At 66.8% G+C, this 22089-nt stretch carries 21 protein-coding genes; 14 read left to right on the top strand and 7 right to left on the bottom strand.

Annotation, left to right across the window (positions count from 1 at the left end; translation table 11 throughout):
* Positions 1-103: 103 nt before the first annotated feature.
* Positions 104-1156, top strand: a complete 1053-nt coding sequence (locus HV786_RS16375; RefSeq protein ID WP_128828324.1) for a hydroxyacid dehydrogenase — start codon at positions 104-106, stop codon at positions 1154-1156.
* A 78-nt stretch (positions 1157-1234) separates the two neighbouring features.
* Positions 1235-2224 carry a tripartite tricarboxylate transporter substrate binding protein gene (locus HV786_RS16370; protein ID WP_128828323.1) on the top strand — a complete coding sequence of 330 codons (990 nt, stop codon included), beginning with the start codon at positions 1235-1237 and terminating at the stop codon, positions 2222-2224.
* Between the two features lie 49 nt (positions 2225-2273).
* Here the strand turns inward: HV786_RS16370 and argC are convergent, their stop codons facing one another.
* Positions 2274-3206 carry an N-acetyl-gamma-glutamyl-phosphate reductase gene (argC, locus tag HV786_RS16365; protein ID WP_128828322.1) on the bottom strand — a complete coding sequence of 311 codons (933 nt, stop codon included), beginning with the start codon at positions 3204-3206 and terminating at the stop codon, positions 2274-2276.
* A 166-nt stretch (positions 3207-3372) separates the two neighbouring features.
* Between argC and HV786_RS16360 the strand changes: the two genes are divergently transcribed.
* Positions 3373-4278, top strand: coding sequence for a LysR family transcriptional regulator (locus HV786_RS16360; RefSeq protein ID WP_128828321.1), 906 nt, complete (start codon positions 3373-3375; stop codon positions 4276-4278).
* 10 nt (positions 4279-4288) lie between these two features.
* Here the strand turns inward: HV786_RS16360 and HV786_RS16355 are convergent, their stop codons facing one another.
* Positions 4289-6088, bottom strand: a complete 1800-nt coding sequence (locus tag HV786_RS16355; protein WP_128828320.1) for a chloride channel protein — start codon at positions 6086-6088, stop codon at positions 4289-4291.
* Between the two features lie 83 nt (positions 6089-6171).
* On the opposite strand from HV786_RS16355, the gene HV786_RS16350 reads away from it, so the two are divergent.
* The 5 genes from HV786_RS16350 (at position 6172) to HV786_RS16330 (ending at position 10594) form a co-directional block, all read left to right on the top strand.
* Complete coding sequence (locus tag HV786_RS16350; protein ID WP_128828319.1) at positions 6172-6624, top strand: MarR family winged helix-turn-helix transcriptional regulator; 453 nt, start codon at positions 6172-6174, stop codon at positions 6622-6624.
* A gap of 107 nt (positions 6625-6731) precedes the next feature.
* Positions 6732-7886, top strand: a complete 1155-nt coding sequence (locus tag HV786_RS16345; protein ID WP_128827185.1) for an HPP family protein — start codon at positions 6732-6734, stop codon at positions 7884-7886.
* A 56-nt stretch (positions 7887-7942) separates the two neighbouring features.
* Positions 7943-9382 (top strand): sensor histidine kinase, encoded by a 1440-nt coding sequence (locus HV786_RS16340; RefSeq protein ID WP_175211273.1) that lies wholly within the window; start codon positions 7943-7945, stop codon positions 9380-9382.
* Positions 9379-9993: a response regulator transcription factor gene (locus HV786_RS16335; protein ID WP_062840131.1), complete on the top strand. Its 615-nt coding sequence runs from the start codon at positions 9379-9381 to the stop codon at positions 9991-9993. Before HV786_RS16340 ends, HV786_RS16335 begins: the two co-directional genes overlap by 4 nt.
* 112 nt (positions 9994-10105) lie before the next feature.
* On the top strand, positions 10106-10594 hold the full coding sequence (locus HV786_RS16330) for a GlcG/HbpS family heme-binding protein (RefSeq protein WP_056318547.1): 489 nt from the start codon (positions 10106-10108) through the stop codon (positions 10592-10594).
* Between the two features lie 20 nt (positions 10595-10614).
* Here the strand turns inward: HV786_RS16330 and HV786_RS16325 are convergent, their stop codons facing one another.
* The 4 genes from HV786_RS16325 to HV786_RS16310 all read right to left on the bottom strand — a co-directional run bounded on the left by HV786_RS16325 (position 10615) and on the right by HV786_RS16310 (position 13942).
* A complete protein-coding gene (locus HV786_RS16325) occupies positions 10615-12180 on the bottom strand; it encodes a hypothetical protein (RefSeq protein WP_128828318.1) in 1566 nt (521 codons plus the stop codon).
* A 138-nt stretch (positions 12181-12318) separates the two neighbouring features.
* Positions 12319-12858, bottom strand: coding sequence for a DsbA family protein (locus HV786_RS16320; protein WP_128828317.1), 540 nt, complete (start codon positions 12856-12858; stop codon positions 12319-12321).
* Positions 12855-13358, bottom strand: a complete 504-nt coding sequence (locus HV786_RS16315; RefSeq protein ID WP_128828316.1) for a redoxin domain-containing protein — start codon at positions 13356-13358, stop codon at positions 12855-12857. The genes HV786_RS16320 and HV786_RS16315 overlap by 4 nt, the downstream gene beginning before the upstream one ends.
* A gap of 65 nt (positions 13359-13423) precedes the next feature.
* Positions 13424-13942, bottom strand: a complete 519-nt coding sequence (locus HV786_RS16310; RefSeq protein ID WP_056318539.1) for a Dps family protein — start codon at positions 13940-13942, stop codon at positions 13424-13426.
* Positions 13943-14167: 225 nt separating this feature from the next.
* Here HV786_RS16310 and HV786_RS16305 point away from each other — a divergent pair, with 225 nt between their 5' ends.
* The 4 genes from HV786_RS16305 (at position 14168) to HV786_RS16290 (ending at position 18258) form a co-directional block, all read left to right on the top strand.
* Complete coding sequence (locus tag HV786_RS16305) at positions 14168-16132, top strand: PAS domain-containing sensor histidine kinase (RefSeq protein ID WP_217284663.1); 1965 nt, start codon at positions 14168-14170, stop codon at positions 16130-16132.
* Complete coding sequence (locus HV786_RS16300; RefSeq protein ID WP_128828315.1) at positions 16129-16779, top strand: response regulator transcription factor; 651 nt, start codon at positions 16129-16131, stop codon at positions 16777-16779. The genes HV786_RS16305 and HV786_RS16300 overlap by 4 nt, the downstream gene beginning before the upstream one ends.
* Positions 16780-16895: 116 nt before the next feature.
* Positions 16896-17279, top strand: coding sequence for a response regulator transcription factor (locus HV786_RS16295; RefSeq protein WP_128828314.1), 384 nt, complete (start codon positions 16896-16898; stop codon positions 17277-17279).
* Positions 17280-17421: 142 nt separating this feature from the next.
* Entirely contained in the window at positions 17422-18258 is an 837-nt protein-coding gene (locus HV786_RS16290) for an alpha/beta fold hydrolase (protein WP_056318536.1), read from the top strand.
* 95 nt (positions 18259-18353) lie between these two features.
* Here the strand turns inward: HV786_RS16290 and HV786_RS16285 are convergent, their stop codons facing one another.
* Positions 18354-19184, bottom strand: coding sequence for a DUF4189 domain-containing protein (locus HV786_RS16285; RefSeq protein WP_218895186.1), 831 nt, complete (start codon positions 19182-19184; stop codon positions 18354-18356).
* Positions 19185-19484: 300 nt separating this feature from the next.
* Between HV786_RS16285 and HV786_RS16280 the strand changes: the two genes are divergently transcribed.
* Entirely contained in the window at positions 19485-20051 is a 567-nt protein-coding gene (locus tag HV786_RS16280) for a hypothetical protein (protein WP_128828313.1), read from the top strand.
* Positions 20052-20753: 702 nt separating this feature from the next.
* Entirely contained in the window at positions 20754-22088 is a 1335-nt protein-coding gene (locus HV786_RS16275; protein WP_128828312.1) for an MFS transporter, read from the top strand.
* The last annotated feature ends 1 nt before the right edge of the window (position 22089 follow it).

Below are 22089 nucleotides of genomic sequence, written 5' to 3'. Positions count from 1 at the left end.
CCACAGTTTCACAAAAGCGTTCTATTAAGCAGAAAATTATTCGCTTTATCTCCCCTTTTGGCGGGCGTAGAGTCCAGTCGGACTGACTTGGAGATTAGGCCACATGCCGGATTCCGGATTCACCCCGCACGACCGCCCCGCCCGGCTTGTCCGCCTGGACCTGTGGCTGAACCCTGTATTTGACGAAATCATCGGCGCCACGCCCGGCATCGCATTGTCGGTGCTTCCCGCGAAGGGCGACGACGCCCGCACGCTTGCCGGATTGAAATCCGCTCATGCCTACCATGTGTCCGCGGCCAGGGACGAGCTGCCGCGCCAGTGGTTTGTCGGCGAATCATTGATCGCGCAGTGCCCGGACCTCGTGTGCGTGTCGTCGGGCGGCGCGGGCTACGACACCATCGATGTGCCGGCCTGCACAGCGGCCGGCATCGCTGTCGTGAACCAGGCCGGCGGCAACGCCGAGTCCGTGGCCGAACACACCTACGCGCTGCTGCTGGCCGTGCAACGCCGGATCGTCGAATCTCATAACCGCCTGCGCCATGACACCGGCTTTTCGCGCGAAGATCTGATGGGCCACGAGATCCACGGCGCGGTCATCGGCCTGGTGGGCATTGGCAAGATCGGCACCTGCGTGGCCCGCATTGCCCAAGGCTTTGGCCTGCGCGTCATCGCCCACGATCCGCTGCTGGATGCCGTGACCATCCGCGCTCGCGGCGCTGAACCGGTTGGGCTGGACGAACTGCTGTCGCAGTCCGATATCGTCTCGCTGCATTGCCCGCTGGACGCCACCACGCGCGGTCTGTTCGGCGCGCGCGCCTTTGCGGCGATGAAACCCGGCGCGGTGTTCATCTCGACTGCCCGCGGCGGCATTCATGACGAAAGCGCGCTGCATGACGCGTTGCGGGGCGGACACCTGCGAGGCGCCGGGCTGGACGTGTGGGAGCAGGAACCGCCCGACCGGTCGGCCCCGCTGCTGGCATTGGACAACGTCGTGGCCACCTTCCACACCGCGGGCGTCACGCACGAAGCGCGCCGCAGCGTCGCCCGTTCCTCGGCAACACAGCTTGCCGCCATGCTGCGCGGCGAGCGGCCGCCGCAACTCGTCAACCCGGAGGTCTGGCCCCGGGCCGCCGAGCGCATTGCCAGCCTGACATAACAACGCGGCATTCGTGCCTGCCGGCGCCGCAAGGCACGCGACAGGCCGTGACCGCCAAAACATCCAAAGGAGACAACCATGCAACAACAGACCAAGCGCCGCACGCTGCGCACCCTGGCTACCCTGCTTGCAGGCGCCGCCCTGTTTTCCGGCGCCGCGCAGGCGGCCGGCTATCCCGAACGGCCGATCAACCTGATCGTGTCTTACGGACCGGGCGGCGGCACCGACCTGGTCGCCCGGATGATGGCGCCCTTCCTGCAAAAGTACCTGGGCGGCGACGCGCGCATCGTGGTGCTGAACCGGCCGGGCGCGGGCGGCGCCATCGGCTTTGCGGAACTGGCGCGCGCTCAGCCGGACGGCTACACCATCGGCTTCATCAACACGCCGAATCTGCTGACGATTCCCATCGAGCGCAAGACGGACTTCACGTGGCAAAGCTACGATCTGCTCGGCAACCTGATCGATGATCCGGGCGCGTTCTCGGTGCTGAACGACAACCCGATCAAGAACCTGGCGGAATTGGCTGCCTATGCAAAGCAGAATCCCGGCAAGGTCACCGTCGGCACCACGGGCACCGGCTCGGACGACCACCTGGCCATGCTCCGCTTCGAACGCACGTCAGGCACCAAACTGAGCCATATCCCGTACAAGGGCGCCGGCGAGGTGCGCGGCGCATTGGCAAGCGGCGAGATCACGATCGGCGCCATCAACGTGGGCGAGGCGCTTCAGTACCGGAAAGGCGGCACGCCGCTGCGCTTTTTAGGACAGATGGGCAATACCCGGTCTGCCGCGCTGCCCGACGTGCCCACCTTCACGGAACAGGGGTTCGACTTCGAACTGGCTTCGCTGCGCGGCCTGGCCGCACCCAAGGGCTTGCCGGACGAGGTCCGCACGAAGCTGGTCTCGGCCGTCCAGCACACGGTGCAAGACCCGCAATTCCAGGCCAAGGCCCGGGAGATGTTTGCGCCGCTGCGCTACCTGCCGCCAGCGGAATACGCCAAGGAACTGTCGGCCGGCGAAGCGCAATTCCGCCAGCTCTGGAAGGAAGCGCCCTGGCTCGACAAGTAAACCGGCCGGGCAAGGGCCGCATGGCCTTGCCCGGCTTGCACGAGCCCCATCACCGCATCGCGGCCAGCATCAGATCCAGATTCTGCACTGCCGCGCCCGATGCGCCCTTGCCCAGGTTGTCGAACACGGCGGTCAGCAGCACCTGACCGTGCGCTGCATTGCCATACACGCCCAGCCGCAGGTCGTTCGTGCCGTTCAGCGCCTGGGGATCCAGGTTCGCGTGCGTGGCCGCCTCGTCGCGCGGCACCACTTGGACGTGGGCGGCGCCCGCGTAGTGCTGTTGCAGACAATCGTGCAGCGCGGCGGCGTCCACGCCTGCGGGCAGCAGGCGCAAGTGCAGCGGCACGGTCAGGACGATGCCCTGGCGGAATGCGCCGTAAGACGGCACGAACACTGGGCGCTGCGTAAGGCCCGCATGCCGCTCGATCTCGGGCGTGTGCTTGTGAGCCAAACCCAGGCCGTAGACCTGGAACGCGGGCCCGCGCGCGCCTTCCGGGCCTTCGTAGGCATCGACGCTGGCGCGCCCGCCGCCCGAATAGCCGGACACGGCGTTGATGACCGCCGGATAGTCGGCGGGCACCAGCCCGGCCTGCACTAGCGGCCCCAGCAGCGCGATGGCGCCGGTGGGATAGCAGCCAGGGTTGCTGACACGCAGCGCGTGCGCAATCCGCTCAGCCTGACCCGCGCGCATTTCCGGAAAACCATAGACCCAGCCCGCGTCCGTGCGGTGCGCGGAGCTGGCATCGATGATGCGGACCTTGGGATTGACGACGGAGGCGGCGGCCTGCCGCGCCGGTTCGTCGGGCAGGCAGAGAATCGCAACGTCGCTGGCGTTGATCGCCTCGGCGCGGCGCTGCGGATTCTTGCGGTCGGTCTCGGGCAAAGTCAGCAACCGCAGGTCGGTGCGGCCGTGCAGCCGCTCGTGGATCTGCAGGCCTGTCGTGCCCTGGTCGCCGTCGATGAAAACTAGAGGTTGGGTCATGATGCGGTCCGGATGGTTCAGCGTTGCCCGATCTGCTCAGGAATGAACGTCATCTTCGATCCCGCCGTCAGATAAGAAAAGTCGAATATCATGACCGTTTGATTCAGGTTCCCTGAACGTTGCAGGCGCGCCGGCGCCAACACCGAAACCCATCCCGGAATCCCTCATGCGCGAAATCAGCCTGGACCGTCTGCGCACCCTCGTGGCCATCGCCGACCTCGGATCGTTTGCCGACGCCGCGCGTGCGCTGCACCTGGCGCCGCCCACCGTGAGCCTGCACGTGTCAGACCTGGAAGCCCGCGTCGGCGCCCCGCTACTGACGCGCAAACGCGGTCAGGTCAGGCCCACGCCCATCGGCGAAACGTTGCTGGAACGGGCGCGCCGCCTGCTCGCCGAGGCGGACCAGGCGCTGGACGACGTGCAGCGGCAGGTTCAAGGGCTGGCCGGCCGCGTGAGGCTCGGGGCCTCGACCGGCGCCATCGCGCATCTGCTGCCGCAAGCCCTGGAAACGCTGGGCCGCGATCATCCCGGCATCGACGTGCAGGTGGCGGTGCTGACCTCGCAGGAGACGCTGCTGAGGCTGGCCGAAGGAACACTGGACGTGGGACTGGTCGCGCTGCCACAGCCGCCCATGACGGGACTCGTGCTGCGTCCGTGGCGCCGCGATCCGGTGATGGCCTTTCTGCCCGCTTCCTGGAAAGCGCCCGCGCGCCTCACGCCCGCGTGGCTGGCCGAGCGGCCGCTGATCCTGAACGACGCCAGCACGCGCCTGTCGCGGCTGACGGGCGAATGGTTCATGGCCGCCGGCCTGAACCCCCGCGCGCGCATCCAGTTGAACTACAACGACGCCATCAAGAGCCTGGTGGCTGCCGGTTATGGCGCGACCTTGTTGCCGCATGAGGCGACCGCGCCGCAACCCGATCCGCGCGTCATCATGCGGCCGGTTCGGCCCACCTTGTGGCGCCCATTGGGCATCGCGCATCGCGCCGGGCAAGTGGAAGCGGCCACGCAGCACGTGCTGGACGTGTTGTGGGAATTGCGCGCATCGGGCGGCAAGGCCGCGGCGGCGTAATCGAACCGCCTCAGCCCGTCTTGCGCAGCGCGCCCGACGCCGCCGGGCGGAAAAACGCCGCCCGCTGGCTTTCCTCGCGCAACCGGCGCGCGCGCGAGCGGAACAGGTCCTTACGGCCCACGATGCCCACCAACCGGCCGGAATCGCGGTCGATGATCGGGACGCGCCCCGCCCCGGACAACGCCATGCGGTCGGCGATCTGGCTGGCCAGCTCATCCGGATGGCCGAACACCAGTTCGCGCCCGTCCATCGCCTGCGCCAGCGTCCGGTCATCCGGCTCGCCTTGCAATGCCCACGCCAGCGTGTCGGCGCGCGTGACCTCGCCCACCACGACACCTTGCGCGTCCAGCACTGGATAGCTCGTGTGGACGGGCTGCGCGGTGGTGAAATGCGTCACGGCCTGCGCCACCGTCATCGTGTCGGGCAGCGTCTGCACCGGGCTGGTCATCACGTCGGCGACGCGCAAGAGGTCAAAGGGATCCACACGGTACTCGCGGCTGATATGGTGGCCGCGGCGTGCGATCTTCTCGGTCAGGATCGACCGCTTGAGCAGCAGGACGGTCACGCCATAGGCAAACACGCACGCCGACAGCACCGGCAAGAGCGCCTGCAGGTTGCCGGTCAGCTCCACGGCAAAAAGCGTTGCCGTCAGCGGCGCGCGCATCGTGCCGCCCATCATCGCCGCCATGCCCACCAGGGCCCAGAACCCCGGGTCGGCCTGCGGCAGCACGGGCGACGCCAGCGCGCCCAACGCGCCGCCAAAGATCAGCAGCGGGGCCAGCACGCCGCCGGACGTGCCCGACCCAAGCGCAATAGACCAGATCGCAACCTTGACCACCAGCAGCACCAGCACCGCCTGGAACGCCAGATCGCCCGCCAGCATGTGGCGGATGTTGTCATAGCCCACGCCCAGCGCGGCGGGCTCGATCAGGCCGCCGATGCCGATGGCCAGTCCGCCGATGGCCGGCCACCACATCCAGTGGATGGGCAGCTTCTCGAACAGGTCTTCGGCCGCATACACCAGCGACGTAAGCACGCCGGATCCAAGGCCCGCCAGCACGCCGACCGCGGCGCACGCCACCAGATGCCACGGCGTGAAGGCAAACGTGCCGGCATACGCAAAGATCGGGCCGGGCTCCATGACGAAAGCGCGCGTTGCAGCCGCCACCAGCGCGGCCACCGCCACGGGCAGGAAACTGCGCGGCTTCCATTCGAAGAGCAGCAGTTCGACCGCCAGCAACACCGCGGCCAGGGGCGTTCCAAAGATGGCCGTCATGCCGGCCGCCGCGCCGGCGACCAGGAGCGTCTTGCGTTCGCCGTCGTCCAGGTGGATGGTCTGCGCCAGCAGCGACCCGATCGCACCGCCCGTCATGATGATGGGTCCTTCGGCGCCGAACGGGCCGCCCGTGCCGATGGACACCGCCGACGACACGGGCTTTAGCACCGCCACCTTCGGCTGGATCCGGCTCTTGCCGATCAGAATGGCTTCCATGGCTTCGGGGATGCCGTGGCCGCGGATCTTTTCTGAGCCGTAGCGCGCCATGAGGCCGATGATGAGGCAGCCGATCACCGGGATGGCCACCGATCCCCACCCGAGACGGCCGGTGGTGATGGGCAGGTCGGCGAAGGAAAACAGGCCGTGATAGGCCAGGTTCGTGCAAAGTGCGATCAGGCGCAGCAGGATCCAGGCGGCCGCGACGCTGGCCAGGCCGACCGGAATGGCAAGGCCCATCAACAGGACGACGCGCCGGTCCGTGGTGAAGTCGCCGAGCCGCAGTCCGGGCCGGGCGGAAGAGGAAATGGAAGGCATGGTCGAAGCAATTTGGGAAGTATTCGCGCGGAGTTTGCGAAAAGTCATCTATATCGTAACACGACATATATTAGAATCGCGCGGTGAACGCCTCCAAGACACCCACTCGCCTGTCTCCCGCCGACTACGAACTGCTCGCGGACTTTCGCTATGCGTTGCGAAAATTCGCGGCGTTCAGTGAAAGCGCGGCCGCGGGCCTGGACCTGATGCCGCAGCAGCATCAGGCGTTGCTGGCCATCAAGGGCACGCGCAAAGGCGCTCCCGGACGCCGGGGCCTCTACGTCGGTGAAATTGCCGACCGCCTGCTGATCCGCCCACACACCGCGGCCGAACTGGTGGGGCGTCTGGCCCGGCTGGATCTGGTCAGCCGCGAAGCCGACCCCGAAGACGGCCGCCGCGTCGAGGTCGTGCTGACCGCCAAGGGCGAGCGCATGCTGGAAAACCTCTCTGCCTCACATCTCGAAGAACTGCACGCCATGCGTCCGCTTCTGACGCGATTGCTGGCGCGCATGGGCGCCGACAACGGCAAGGACTGATCCCCCTCCTTCACGCTTGTCCGGCATAAGCTCATGCCGTCAGGTAATGCGCCTCGTGATAAATTGTCGCCCCGCGACATATCAATGCGTCGCGAGGAGAGATTGTCTTGGGTGTTGCAATCAAGCGCTGGCTGGGCTCGTTCGCGCCAGCGCCCGTGGGCGTCAACGGACGCGAAAAACTGTACGGCGCGGTCGGCGCCCTGCTTGGCCTGTTCTGCACCGAGTGGGTGGGACGTCACGCGCTGGGCGCGGACAATCCGTGGTTCATTGCGCCGATGGGCGCATCGGCGGTGCTGCTGTTCGCCGCGCCTGCCAGTCCGCTCGCCCAGCCCTGGTCGTTGATGGCCGGCAACCTCGTGTCGGCCCTGATCGGCGTGTTCTGCGCGCAATTCATTCCCCTGCCCGGCGTTGCCGCCGCCGTCGCCGTAGCGCTGGCGATCGGCGCCATGTTTTCCCTGCGCTGCCTGCATCCGCCCAGCGGCGCCGTCGCGCTGACCGCCGTGCTGGGGGGACCGGCCGTCGCGAAGCTCGGGTACGGTTTCGCGCTGTGGCCCGTGGCGCTGAATTCGGTCATTCTTCTTGCCATCGCCGTGGTCTTCAACGGCGCGCTCAAACGCAACTACCCCCGCCGCCACGCCGAACCGGCCGCCGGTCACCACACGCGCGACCCCATCCCCAGCGCGCGGCTGGGCTTTTCGCGCGCCGACCTTGACGAGGCGCTGAGCCAGCGCGGCGAGCTGCTGGACATCAGCAAGGAAGATCTGGAAGACATCGTGCTCGCCGCCGAACTGCGCGCCAGCGTGCGCCGCTTTGGCGACGTGCGATGCGCCGACATCATGTCGCGCGACGTGGTGACCGTCTTGGAAAAGGACCCGCTGGACTACGCGGTGCGGCTCTTTGACAAGCACCGTTTGCAGGCGCTGCCGGTGCTGGATTCGGCGGGCCGCTACGCGGGCATGATTGCTCAGGGCGATGTGCTGGCGCGCAAGAGCCGCCCGGCGCCCGTCGCCACGGATGCCGCCTTCACGCCCGATCTGCTGGTGGCCGACTGCATGCGCAGCGAAGTGCCTTTCGCCACGCCGGGCCTGCCCGTGATCGAGCTGGCCCGGCCAATGTCGGACAGCCTGCATTGCGTGCCCGTATTGGATGAGGGCCGCCACCTGCAGGGGCTGGTGACGCAATCCGATCTGGTGGCCGCGCTGTATCAGATGGCTGTTTCCGCCAACTCCCAGCCCGCCGGCACGCACAGGCTGGCCGCCTGAGCCTCCGTAGCCCTACGGATTCCGGCGCGGGTTTGCCGCAAGGCATAATGGCCGGCGTGAATCCCCTATCCCGCGCGCGCGCCTTTCTCTGCTGGCTGGTCCTCTTCTGTCTGGGCGCAATCTGGATCGCGCGCCAGGAATACGCGGATCAGTACGAGCGCTTCTTCCAAAGCACCAGCATCGCCCAGCGCATGCTGAGCCAGAAGACGGTGCAGCACGAAGCCGTCCTCGCCACGCTGGCCGCGCTGTCGCATCCGCCCGCCCCCGAGCGTCTTTTTCCCAGCCTGCAGCCCGCCATGCCCCAGCTTCTGGGCCTGGGCTATCTGCCGGGCGGCGTGTGGTCGGGCAGCCTGCCGGAGCCCACCGGCCTGACTGCAGCGGTGCAACGCGCGCGCCAACTGGACCGCCCCGTCACCATCGCCGTGGACGACGCGCGCTACTGGCTGGTGTCCCCGTCGGGGTGGAGCCTGCTGATCGACGCGCGCCACCTCGTGCCGGCCGCTGACTTTCCCCCGGGCCTGGGCAATCTGACCCTTACGGTGGACCGAAAGCCGCTACCCCTTCTGGATAAGCAACCCGAGGCGTCACTGGCCGGCTGGACACTGACGCTGCAAAAGCCGCTGGGCGCAGCCAGCCAGCCGTTCCAGATGCGCAGCACGCGCACGCTGACGCCCGCATCCTGGCCCTGGGCCCTCTGGCTTGGGTGGGCCGCGGCCAGCGGCCTTCTGGTGGCCGGCGCCGCCGCGTGGCAACGCTCGCGCGCCGAAGCGCGCCGGCAGCAGGAGCAGGTGCGGCTTTCGGCCATGGCGCGCCTGAGCACGCTGGGTGAAATGGCCGCTGGCATCGCCCATGAACTCAATCAGCCGCTGACCGCCATCCTGGCGCAAACCCGTGCCGCCCAGCGCCTGCTCGATGACGAGGACGAGCGCCCCGCCGTGCGCCATGCGCTGCTGGCCAGCGCCGAGCAAGCCAAGCGCGCCGCCGACATCATCAGCCGCATGCGCGCGCTGGTGCAGCCCAGTTCCCCCGCCCGGCGCGAAGCGATCGATCCGGATGCGATGATCGCGTCGCTTCGCTTCCTGCGCGAACCGGAGCTGGCTAGACAAGGCATTCGGCTGACCTGGACCAACGCCAGTCCCGGCGCGCGCCCGCTGGGTGACCGCGTGGCCCTCGAACAGATCCTGCACAACCTCGTGCAGAACGCGGCGGACGCACTGGATGGCGCCACCGGCGCGCGCAAGATCGCCCTGGAAGGCCGCGTGGTGGACGGCCAGTACCAGTTCAGCGTCAGCGACACCGGCCCGGGCATCGCCGCGGACGCCATGCCGCGCCTGTTCACGCCGTTCTACACCACCCGCGACCAGGGCATGGGCCTGGGTCTTGCCCTGTGCGATACCTTGGCCGGGTCGATGGACGGCCGCATCGCCGCGCGCAACCTCAGCCCCGCCGGCGCCTGCTTCACCGTCAGCCTGCCGCAAGCCGGAGCCGCCGCATGAATCCCAACGACCATTCCCCGCTCGTGTACCTGGTCGATGACGACGACGCGGTTCGCGATGGCCTTGGACTGCTGTTGCGCAGCGTCGGCTTGCGCAGCGCGGGCTACGCCGACCCAATGGCGTTTCTGGATGCCCTGGCGCAGCCCGTGATTGGCTGCGTTGTGCTGGACATCCGCATGCCCGGCATCAGCGGCCTGGACGTGCTTGCCCAGCTTGCCGACCGGTCCGACCTGCCCGTCGTCATGCTGACAGGGCACGCCAACGTGGACCTTTGCCGCCGTGCATTCAAGGGTGGCGCCATGGAGTTTCTGCAGAAGCCGGTCGACGACGATGTCTTTCTGGATGCGGTGCAGGCGGCCGTGCGCACGCACATCGCCAGCCGTGAACGCCTGGCCGTCACGCAGGCGGCGGCGGACCGCCTGGCGCGTCTGTCCGCGCGCGAACACGAGGTGCTGGCGCGCATCGTGCGCGGCATGAGCAACAAGGAAATCGCGCGCGAGTTCGACCTGTCGCCGCGCACGGTCGAAACCTACCGCGCCAACGTCTTTGCGAAGCTGGAAGCCGAATCGCTCGCGCAGCTGATCCGCCAATACGCGACCCTGCTCGACTGATGCGCCTCCGTAGCGCTACGGAGGCGTGCGCGTAGTCGGGCGTATACCGGGTTGGCGGCCTTTTGGCCACACTGTCTGCTCCTACCGCAACACCTGACAAAGGATGCAGACCATGAAGAAGCTTTCGCTTGCCGCCCTGATTTCCACGCTGGCTTTTGCCGGCGCCGCCCATGCCGCCGTGCTGAGCGAGAGCAACCTGTCGATGGCCGACGCACAGAAGCTGGCGACTGCCACTGTCGCCGCCTGCCAGGCCAAGGGCTACAACGTCAGCGCCGCCGTCGTGGACCGCGCCGGCCTGCTCAAGGCGTTTGCGCGCGCCGACAACGCTGGCCCGCACACCATCGAAGCCAGCCGCGCCAAGGCCTTCACGGCCGTGTCGGCCAAGACGCCCACGCTCACCATGATGGAAAACGCGCAGAAGAATCCCGGCGCGGCCAACCTGACCGACATTCCGGGCTTTCTGCTGCTGGGCGGCGGCGTGCCGATCAAGGCCGGCAACAGCGTGATCGGCGCCATTGGCGTGGCCGGGGCGCCGGGCGGCAATCTGGACGCGCAATGCGCCGATGCCGTGCTGGAAGAAAACGCCGCGCTGTTCAAGTAAGCGCGCGGCTGCGCCCTGGATTAAGGCTGCCGGTCCCTGGCCACGGCACGCGCCAGCGCCAGGTGCTTGCTCAGCAGCAACGCGTCCGCGGCGGCCGGATCGCGGCGTTGCAGCCGCTCGCTTTCCGACGGTTCCAGCTCTGCCGAACGCACCAGCGACATCAGGTCGCGCGTGGTGGTCTCAAGCACCGGCGTAAGGGTGTCTTCGATCAGCTCGCCCTTCACGTAGGCCTGCATGCGGGTCGACAGATTGCGCGTGTGCGTCAGGTTCGCCTCGGCCAGCATGCCCGCTTCGTAGCGGATGCTGGTCTGGCTCCTGACCTCGTCCCTGATTTGAAAGAACCGATAGTTTTGCGAATCCTTGTCGCGCGTCAAGTCCAGCGTCTGCTGCGGCGCCAGCGCGGTGTGATAACTGGCGGACAGATTGGCGCGCTGCTCCTGGCTGACGCCCAGATCGAACAACGGCCGGCCGCTCACGCTGCTGCTTTGCGAGACCTGATACGTGAACTGGTCGACTTCACTGGTCTTGTACGGATTGCTCGCGTCGCCATTCTGCGAGATCGAGGCCGAGAAGTCCGCCACGCCCGACAGCAGGCTGCGGTACGTGTAGCCGGCCGCAGCGATGCGAGGCGCCTGGCTGGAGGGCGCGGCGCCCGCTTCGTAGCTCTGGTGCAGTTCGGCGAAGGCGTCCTTGAACAGCGACATCATTGCCTCGTTGCCCCGGCCACGCGTGCGCGCGGCGTCGAATTGCTGCAAGTAGTCGCTGACGGCCGCCGCGCGCTGCTGGGCGTTGCCAAAGAGCGCGGACTTGCTCACGTCGACGTCGACCTTCACCACGCCGTCGGCGCTCTTGATGGCCAGCGAGCGCTGCTTGCTGTCTGCGGAAAACTCGACGGATTGCGAGATGACGCCATTGGCCGTGGTCGTGGCTTGCAGCGAGACCGACGACAGCACGGCAGTATCGAACTTGGCCAGGCTGGACCACGCCATGCGCGGCGGCACCGACGCCAGGCCATCCACCGCGTCCTGGAACGCCTTGGACAGACCCGCAATCGCCTTGCGCTCGGTTTCCGAAAGCTCGCCCTCGGCCACGTCGATCTGCACTTCCAGACCGTCCGCACTGTTGCGCAGGCCCACCTCCACCTTCACCCCGCTGGCGGTGGTGATGCGCAGCGTGTACGCGTCTTCGGGTTGACCGGCCGAACCGGTCTGCACGGCACCCAGGGCGCCCACCTGTCCGGCGCCCGGCAGCATCCGCGCCGATTGCAGGTAATTGCCGCCATCGGTCGTGAAACGCTCCAGCAGCGCCGAGGCCACGCCCTCAAGCCGGCCAGCCAGCGTGCGGGCCGAGAGTGTTTCGGCCATGACGGCCGACACCTTGTCCGACGCCTCGTGCTCCCAGACGACGCCCGTCGCAGCCGGCTGCGGCGTATAGGTCAGCGCGGGGGATGTGCCCTGCCCCAGCGTCACTGTCGTGGAGGCCGGCGCCGCAGCAATCCCGGGCGAATCGCCCGCGCGGGTCACGCCCGTGGCAGGCGGCGTCAGGCCGATCGTGGTCACGGCGCCTACGGAGGCAACGGATGTCATGGCGTGTCTTCCTCTTGGCGGCCGTGCGGCATGTTCGCCCGCCCGGCCGGGTTTCCTTGAGAAATGTAACGGCACGGAAACGCCAGACTTAAGCCCCGGGCGGGCAACGAGACCGCCGGATGCGGGGCCTTGCCTCACTCACGCGTGGACCGCGGCCTCTCGTGCCGCCGCGGTGAGCGCGGCGACCAGCGTGTCGGCATCCCTTGCCCCGTCATAGCGCACGCCGTTGATGAACAGGGCCGGCGTGCCGTTCACGCCGCTGCGCACGCCCCCGCTGAAGTCCACCTCGATCTTGGAATCGAACGCGCCGCCGAAGGCGCGGTAAAGCACCTGGGCCGACAGGCCTATTTCTTGACCGTAGGCGAACAGGTCGTTTTGCGTCAGGGCATGCTGGCGCTCGTACAGCATGTCGTGCGCCTGCCAGAACTTGCCCGCCTGCGCGGCCGCCTCGGCAAACTCAGCGGCCGCGACGGCGTCCGGATGCAGCTCCGAAATCGGGAAATTGCGGAACACGAAGCGCATCTGGTCCCCCAGCGCGCGCTGCACGGCCTTCAAGACCGGATAGGCTTCGCCGCAATACGGGCATTCGTAATCGCCATACTCCACCAGCGTCACGGGCGCGGTATCCAGCCCTTGGATGTGGTCCTGCGCATTCACGGGAATGAACAAGCGGCTCATGATTGCACTCCTTGCAAGGCGGGGGCCAGTTTGTCGAGCGCGTCCAGGATCCCGTCGGCGCCCGGGTTGATGCCCAGCGGCGACACGTAGCTCCACCGGATGACACCCTCTGCATCGATCACGAAGAGCGCGCGCTCGGCGATGCCCTCCGGTTCGCGGTAGACCCCGTAGCGCCGGGCAACCTCGCCCTTCGGTTCGAAATCGGCCAGCAGCGGGAAATGAAGCCTGCGGTCGGCCGCGAACGCAGCGTGGCACCAGACGCCGTCCACCGAGATGCCGACGAGCTGCGCGCCCGCCTTGTGGAATTCGGGAAGGATCTGGTTGTAAAGCGCCATCTGGTCGCCGCAGACCGGGCTCCAGTCCGCGGGGTAGAACGCCAGGATCAGCGGCCGGCCGCGCAGTTCTTCCAGCGCAACCGTCTGGTCCGGCGTGGCCGGCAAGGCGAAGGACGGGGCGGCCGTGCCGGCTGGCAAGGCGGCCGCGGGGTAGTCGTGTGACATGGAATCGTCTCCTGGACGCGCCGTACGCGGCGCAAGGGTCTGGACGGCCGCGGGCCGGCTCGGAATCAGCGCTGTGCGCGCGTCGACTCGTACAGGAACCACGTGCGGCGTTCGGCCTCGTCGATCCAGTTCTCGATCAGGCTGGTCGAGGCGACGTCGTTGTGGGCCTCGCACACGGCGTGGGTGGCGCGTAGAAAGCCCGTCAGGCGGCGGTTGTCGTCGGCCAGTTCGGCCAGCATGTCCTCAGGGGTCACGTAGTCGGCGTCGTTGTCGGCAAGCCGCTGCAGGCGCTGGATGTGGCCGATCGAACGCAGCGTGGTGCCGCCCACCTTGCGGGCGCGTTCGGCAATGACGTCCGTGGTGGCGTAGATCTCGTCGCCCTGCTCGTCGAGCATCAGGTGATAGTCGCGAAAGTGCGGGCCCGACATATGCCAGTGAAAGTTCTTGGTCTTCAGATACAACGCGAACATGTCTGCCAGCAGGCCCGTCAGGGCGGCGGCGATGTCGACCCTGGCCTCGGCGCCTAGATCGGTGGGCGTGCGCAGGGGAGCGGTGATGCGGGTTTGAAGCGAAAGATCGTTCATGGAATTCTCCGGGTTGGCTTCACGAATCGGGTATCGATTCCCGATGGAAACCAGAATAGCCACGGCGCCGCGCCGGCAAAATCGGCTCATCGTTTTCTCCAGCCATACGAAGGTTTACCCAGGAAATACGGGTGTTTTCTTTCAAAGATGGCTGATAATGTGCGGGTCTCATTGCGCGCCCCTGGATTTCCGCCCGACCCGCGCGCCCCTACCCAGAGGTGGATCTTGCTCACGTCGACACTCGGCAGCGCGTCAGGCCAGCCGCCGCAACCGGCGCGTCCCGGCGCGCCGCAGACCACGGGCATGCGCCGCATGCAGTTCCTGTTCCGTGCCGCCGCCCTGCTGCTGGCGCTGGCCATTGCGCTGGTGGACACCTTCACCGACTTTGACGGCGCCGTGGCCGTGCTTTATGTGGTGGTCGTGCTGCTTGCCGCGCGCACCTCGCGGCGCCTGGACATCATCGTGGCGGGCGCGGGCGGCATCCTGCTCACCATCGCGGCCTATCTGAATTCCCACGGCCTGAACCACGTGGGCTCGCCCACCGCCCGCGCGCTGGTCAGCCTGGCCGCCATCGGCATCACCGCGCTGCTGGCGCTGCAAAACCAAAGCGCCACCCGCAGGCTCGCATCGCAGGCGCGGCTGCTCAACCTGTCGCACGACATGATCTTCGTGCGCGACCACCAGGGTGTGATCACGTTCTGGAACCGCACCGCCGAAGACACCTATGGCTGGCCCGCCAGCATGGCCCTGGGCCGCGTCGCCGATGAGCTGCTGCAGACGCGTTATCCGGACCGGCGCGAAGCCATCGAGGCCGAACTGCTTGCCACCGGCAGCTGGGACGGCACGCTTGAACAGAAGACGCAGGCAGGCGCCACGCTGGTGCTGGAAAGCCGCTGGGTGCTTCAGCGCGATCATCATGGACGCGTCACCGGCGTCATGGAAACGCACCGCGACGTCACCGACCGCAAGGCCGCCTACACCGCGCTGGTCAGCAGCGAACGGCGCTACCGCCGCATGTTCGACGCCAGCCGCATTGGCGTCATCCAGGAAGACTGGCGCGCCGTGCGCGCCGAATTGACCGCCTTGGGCCTCATGGACGGCTCCGCCCTCACCGCCCATCTGGCGCGCCATCCCGAATTCATCGGCCAGGTCCGCAAGCTGACCAAGGTCGACGACATGAATCCCGCCTTCCTGGCGATGGTGGGCCGCCCGGCCGGCGAGCCCGGACCGTACTCGGTCGACGACATTCTCTGCGAGGACGACCGCATGTTCGCGCGGTCGCTGACGGCGTTTGCCCAGGGCGACGCCTTTCACGAAGGCGAAACCGAAGTCGTGCATGCGGACGGCGCGCGCGTGCCGGTGCTGTTCACCATCACGTTTCCGCCCGCCGACGACGTGAACGGCGCCGTGCTGGTTTTCGTGGTGGACAACACGGAACGCCGGCAGGCGCAGGACGCGCTGCTGTTGGCGCAGACCGAACTCGCGCACGCCGCGCGCGTTGCCACCCTGGGCGAGCTCACCGCGTCCATCGCGCACGAGGTCAACCAGCCGCTGATGGCGGTCGTCACCAGCGGCGACGCGGGCATGCGATGGCTACGCCGTCCGCAGCCCGACTTGCATGAGGTCGAGCTGGCCATGGAGCGCATCATCTCCGAAGGCCGGCGCGCCAGCGAAATCGTCAAGCGCATCCGCGCGTTCCTCAGCAAGGCGCCGGTGCAGCAGGCCGCGCTGGACATCGGCGCCGTCATCGAGGAAGCCACGCGCCTGGTCGCGCACGAGCTCAGCCGCGAGCGTGTGGCGCTGAACGTCGACATTGAACCGGGCCTGCCGCCCGTCATGGGCGACCGGATCCAGCTGCAGCAGGTGCTGGTCAATCTGATGGTCAACGCCAGCCAGGCCATGGCCGGCCAGTTTCAGGCCCGCCAGCTATCCGTCGGCGCGCGCCGCCACGAGGACGGGCGCGTCGCGGTCACGGTGCGCGACACTGGCCCCGGCATCGCGCCTGGCGACCTGGAACGCCTGTTCGATCCATTTTTCACCACCAAACCGCAAGGCATGGGCATGGGCCTGCCGATCTGCCGCACCACGGCGCAGGCTCATGGCGGCAGCCTTACCGTCGACAACACGCCCGGCGCGGGCGCCGCATTCACGCTGACACTCGCCGCCACCCAGGGGGATCCTTCCGCATGAACACCCGCACCGCCAGCGGCGCCGCAGCCGCCGCCCCGCAGTCGCAAGTCATCGTCGTCGACGACGAGGCCAGCGTCCGCGCCTCGCTCGACAGCCTGTTCCGATCGATTGGCCTGCGCACCACCTTGTGCGCCTCGCCCGCCGAACTGCTGCAGACCCAGATTCCCGACGCGCCGGGCTGCATCGTCCTGGACGTGCGCCTGCCGGGCATCAGCGGCCTGGATTTCCAGGATCAGCTGGTGCGCCAAGGCATCGATCTGCCCATCGTGTTCATCACCGGGCACGGCGACATCCCCATGACCGTGCGCGCCATGAAAGCGGGCGCGGTGGACTTTCTATCCAAGCCCTTTCGCGAACAGGACATGCTGGACGCCGTCTCCGCCGCCATCGAACGCGACACGCAGCGTCGTTCGCGCGATGCCGCCATGGACGGCCTGCGCGCCCGCTACGAGACGCTGACCCCGCGCGAACGCGAGGTGATGGCGCATGTGGTGTCCGGGCTGATGAACAAACAGGTGGCGGGCCTGATCGGCCTGAGCGAGATCACGGTCAAGATTCACCGTGGCCACGTCATGCGCAAAATGGGGGTCCGGTCGCTGGCCGACCTGGTCCGCCACGCCGAGGCGCTGGGCATTTCCGCGCCCTGACCCGCGCTTGGGACAAACCTCTGTATGATTTCCGCGGCAGGCGCAAAGGTTCATAACGGAACATGCCGGACATCGGATGCGTATCGTGACCCGACCGGCCCGAAGGATTTTCTGATATGAACCACATTCCCACTATCGCGGTTGTCGACGACGACGATGGGGTCAGGATCGCGCTCTCCAGCCTGCTGCGCTCGCTTGGTTACGAGGTTCGGGCCTACGGGTCGGGCCCCGAATTCCTGAACGACGCGCATGCCCAAGAGCCTGACTGCATGATCACCGATGTCCAGATGTCGCCCATGACGGGCGATCAGCTCCAGGCCGAGCTCATCGCGGCCGGGCGCCGGTTCCCGTTGATCTTCATGACCGCCTTTCCCACCGAGGCGGCGCGCCAGCGGCTGCTCGCGCTGGGCGCGTGTGCCTACCTGGACAAGCCGGTTGACGGCGAAGCGATGGCGCGGTGCGTGGCGCACGCATTGCAAGGCTGCCAGCCCGCCCGATAGCCGGTGGTGGCGGTTTGGACACATCCGGCGCCAAACCCCGCTTATACCTTCGTATGACACGCCAAGCCCAGCGTAGGATTTCCCGGCAGCGCATAAGGCCCTAGTCTATCCCTGCGGTCCAACTAACCCCGGAGAACCCGACATGAGCACGATCACTACCCCCGACGGCGTTGAAATCTTCTTCAAGGATTGGGGCCCCAAGACGGCCCAGCCCATCATGTTCCACCATGGCTGGCCGCTGTCCGGCGATGACTGGGACGCCCAGATGCTGTTCTTCCTCGCCCAGGGCTTTCGTGTCATTGCGCACGACCGCCGCGGCCACGGCCGCTCCGCCCAGGTCAGCGACGGCCACGACATGGATCATTACGCGGCCGACGCTGCCGCAGTCGCCCAGCACCTGGATCTGCGCAACGCCGTGCACATCGGCCACTCCACCGGCGGCGGCGAAGTCGCCCGCTACGTCGCCCGCCATGGCGAGCCGCAGGGCCGGGTCGCCAAGGCCGTGCTGGTCAGCGCCGTCCCCCCGCTCATGGTCAAGACCGAGTCCAATCCCGGCGGCACGCCCATCGAAGTGTTCGACGGCTTCCGCAAGGCCCTGGCCGACAACCGCGCGCAGTTCTTCCTGGACGTGGCCGCCGGCCCGTTCTACGGCTTCAACCGGGAAGGCGCCAAGGTCTCGCAGGGCGTGATCAACAACTGGTGGCGCCAAGGGATGAACGGCGGCGCCAAGGCGCATTACGAAGGCATCAAGGCCTTCTCCGAGACCGACCAGACCGAAGACCTGAAGGCCATCACGGTACCCACGCTGGTGCTGCATGGCGACGACGACCAGATCGTGCCCATCGACGACTCGTCGCGCCTGGCGGTCAAGCTGCTCAAGAATGGCACGCTGAAGGTCTATCCCGGCTTTCCGCACGGCATGCTGACGACCCACGCGGATGTGATCAACGCCGACCTCCTGGCGTTCATCAAGGGCTGATCGTCCGGTGAAAACAAAAAAAGGAAGGCGCCGCCTTCCTTTTTTTTGCCTGTCGCTTCGGGCTGCCTGGCCGCGAGCAGCCTTGGCCACGGCGCCTAGTTCGGCTTTTCGTCCTCGCCGGCATAGCCATCGATATAGGCGCGGCCCGAACAACGCACCATGGCGACGCAGGCCGGGCTGCCGGTCTTGGCCGTGCACGTCGCGCGCGACTCGTCGCGGGCGGCCTTCGGATCGGGATTGAGCGCCGTGAAGCTGGTGCCGCGGCCCTTGGCCCCCTTGGCCCAGGCCATCCCCACGCAGCTGTCCGTGTACGTCAGCACCTTGCGGCAGTCTTTGCAGTCTTCCCATTCCAACAGTTTGGACAGGGCGTCCTTTTCGTTGGGATAGCCATCCGAGTACACCAGTCCGCCGGTGTCGTTTTCGGCGATGGCGCCCCAGTATTCTCGTTGGTTCAACTTCGCGGACAGACTTTCCAGCTCGGCTTTCGAGGCCCGCAGGGGCGCCCGCATGTCGGCGGCGCTGTAGCCAGGGCCCACGCACAGCGGCATGGTGGTCAACCGGCACTTCCCGTCGGGGCTGCCGGCCGTGCAGCGGCGTATCGCCTTCTTGGCCGCCATCTCTGGCGACACGCTGTTGCCCGGAAACAGATCCTGGACGGAATTGCGGGCGTATACCATGCAGCTGTCGGAAAACCAGCTCAGCACCTTGCACTCCTTGCCGCCCGCCTTGCGGCATTCGGCAAGCGCGGCCGCTTCCGCCGCCTTGCCGCCGGTTTCGGGCAACACCCAGTAAATCCGCGAATGCTTGCCGTCGGTGGCAATGCCACCGTAGAGCTTTTCGGCATGCGCCGTCGGTGAGGCCAGCCCCGCCACCAGGGCAAGGGCGGCAAATGCGGCGCGGATCAGGAATTGAAAGCGAGCGAGCATGATCGTCACGAAGTCCAGTGGATTAGGCGGGGACGATCTTAGCGCAGGCTGCACCGGTTCCGTCCCTGTATGCAGCGACGTTGCGGCATATTAGGTAACAAAATTCACACATGGCCTGATGAAATCTGGCCCCTTTTTTCGGTAAAAATGTCGCACTTCACGACGCGGGGGATCGTTGCCTCGACCTGCGTCACCCTGCGCAGCGGGCGCCGCTTCACCGGCGCTCCGTCACGAACAGAAACAAGCGGCCCGCCCCTCGTCCGATCGAGGCCGGTCGGCTCGGGAACCTGGACAACACACATGAAGTCGCCTCAGCATTCCAACCGAAACTGCGGACCGATTCTCCTGTTCACGGGCATGCTTGCCGCGGTGGGTCTGGCCGGCTGCGCGCCGATGCCGACAGGCGGAAGCTCCACCCTGCCCTCGCTCAGTCAGGTGTTCAAGTCCGGGCTGTCGTTCTCGCCCAGCGTGAACGTGGCCAAGAACATGGAAGGCCGCTCCATCGACGACGCGATCGCGGCGCTGGGCGAGCCCTCCAAGATTCGTGCGGTCGGTAACACCATGGAACTGGAATGGTCCGACTTCCAGTCCGCTCCGTACACGGAATGGGTCGTGGACAGCAGCAGCCAACAGGTCGTGGGCATGATCCCCGGCAACAGAAATGCGGCGCCCACGCCGGTATTTCAGACCAACACCACGGGCCACTATGCCAACCGCACGCGCGTATACGAATGCAAGGTGCTGATGCGCATGAAAGACAGCGTCATTGTCGATACCAGCGTGGACGGCAATGTGTGCCCGGAATTCATTTCGGCCCTGCGCAAATGGGCCGGCGAGGCCGAGGCCAAGAATTACGTGGTGAACTAATCACCGGACGTGTTGATCCTGAATCGCTAGAAAATGATCTTGATCCCGGCGTTGAGGTGGTAGGTGCTGGACTGGCGGCTGCCGATACCTTGCTCGGTGCCGGCGGCGGCGTTTGAAAGCACTTGGTCCAGAGTTTCCGCGATCGGTGAATATGGAATTTTTTACTTTGGCTTGACCGGTTGCCTTTGAAACCGCCTGCACGCCGCTTTCCACAGAATCGCACCCTGAACGCATTTGCCCCCCTTGCATGGATTGGCTGATAAACCTGCAACGTCATTACGCGCTGCGAGTGGACGGGAAGCGGCGCGGCCAATTCCAGTCGGTCGCAGTCGACGCAGGACGTTCGCATTAGGGGGTTCATGCTAGAAAACTCTTCCGAGTAAATATCGAGCACAAATACTCTGATTTACTCGGATCAATCCGATATTCACGTCTTTCTATCGAGGATTTGATGCAGGGCGCATCGCGCCGACCGGACAACACCGGTCACCCCCCACCGGGCGCGCCGGGACGCCGCCGCATTCAGCGCTACAATCCGCGCCGGATTCCCGCCGCGCGCGCCCAGCGACGCCCGGCCCGCGCCCAAGCGCATGGCATTGCCCTCCCCAAGCCAGGCGAACCATGACGCATCCCCCCACCCCCCATTGATCGTTTGTCCGGTCGCACCGGATGCTTTGTGCTGTTCTGGAAATCGAGGATTTCATGTCTCGGCAGTTGTTGGGCCTGGTGCTCGGGCCCCTTCTTGGCTTGTTCGTTGTCTGCATCGGCAACGCCTTCATTTCTTCCCTGACGACCTTGCAGTTGGATGCGGCCGGCGAGTCGGCCACCGTCATCGGCATCATTTCGTCGTCGTACTTCATCGGCCTGACGCTGGGCGCGATCTTCAATGACCGCCTGATCCTGCGCATCGGCCATATCCGCGCCTACAGTAGCTTTGCCTCGCTCATCGCCGTGACGGTGCTGCTGCAGGGACTGATCTTCAACCGCGAAGCCTGGTTCGTGCTTCGTCTGATCAACGGCTGGGCGAGCGTGGGCGTCTTCCTGGTCGTGGAAAGCTGGCTGTTGCTGGCGGGCGACGCCAAGGTGCGCGGGCGGCTGCTGGCGCTGTACATGATCGCGCTGTATGGCTCGGGCATGTTGGGCCAGCTGGAATTGGGCGCCATCACCCAGTTGGGCCCCATGCCGCCGTTCATGGTGGCCGGCCTGCTGGCGTCGCTGTCCGTGATGCCCATGGTCATCATTCCGCGCGTCTCGCCCCTGGTGGAGCGCGTCGAGCCGCTGCTGCCGCAGCACCTGGCGCGCATGACGCCCACGGGCGTGATGGGCTGCTTTGGGTCGGGTGTCGCGATTGCCGCCGTCTACACGCTGCTGCCGCTGTATCTGCAGCGCATTGGGCTGGACGTTGCCGAGGTCGGCAAGATGATGGGCGCCGTGATCCTGGGCGCCATGGTCCTGCAGTATCCGGTGGGGCGCTGGTCGGACCGGCGCGACCGGCAGGTGGTGCTGATTGCGTTGGCCGTGTTCTGCGCCGTTCTCAGCGTGCTGATCCTGTTGCTGCCGCCCGCCTCGCCGCTGCTAATGCCGCTGCTGTTCCTGCTGGGCGGCGGCGTCTTTGCCATTTATCCGGTGGCCGTCAGCCATGCGGCGGATCGCGCGCCCGCCGACGCGCTGGTGCGCATGATCCAGGGGTTGCTGCTCATCAATTCGCTGGGCTCGGCGCTCAGCCCGCTGGCCATCTCGCCCGTGATGACGAAGTTCGGCGAAGCGGGTCTGTTCTGGTGCTTTGCGCTGCTCAACCTTGGGCTGGTCACCTTTTTCGTCTGGCGCCGCAACGAGCGCCCTGCGCCGGCGCCGGTGGCGCCCTTTGCAGCGGCCGCGCAGATGTCGCCGGTGGGGGTGGAACTGCGCGTGACCGAAGACCTGTTCCAGGGCGCGCTGGACCACGAGATGACCGAGGACCTGACCCACGCGGTGCCCGGCGCCGAGGCGGCCGAGCCCGTGCTTTCCACCGTGCAGGAGGCCCCGCCGGCGGCCTGAC

This window comes from Achromobacter mucicolens (genome assembly GCF_902859725.1).
Lineage (GTDB): Bacteria > Pseudomonadota > Gammaproteobacteria > Burkholderiales > Burkholderiaceae_B > Achromobacter > Achromobacter mucicolens.
Note: the sequence above shows the minus strand (reverse complement) of the source record. Positions and strands in the feature narration are given on the sequence as shown.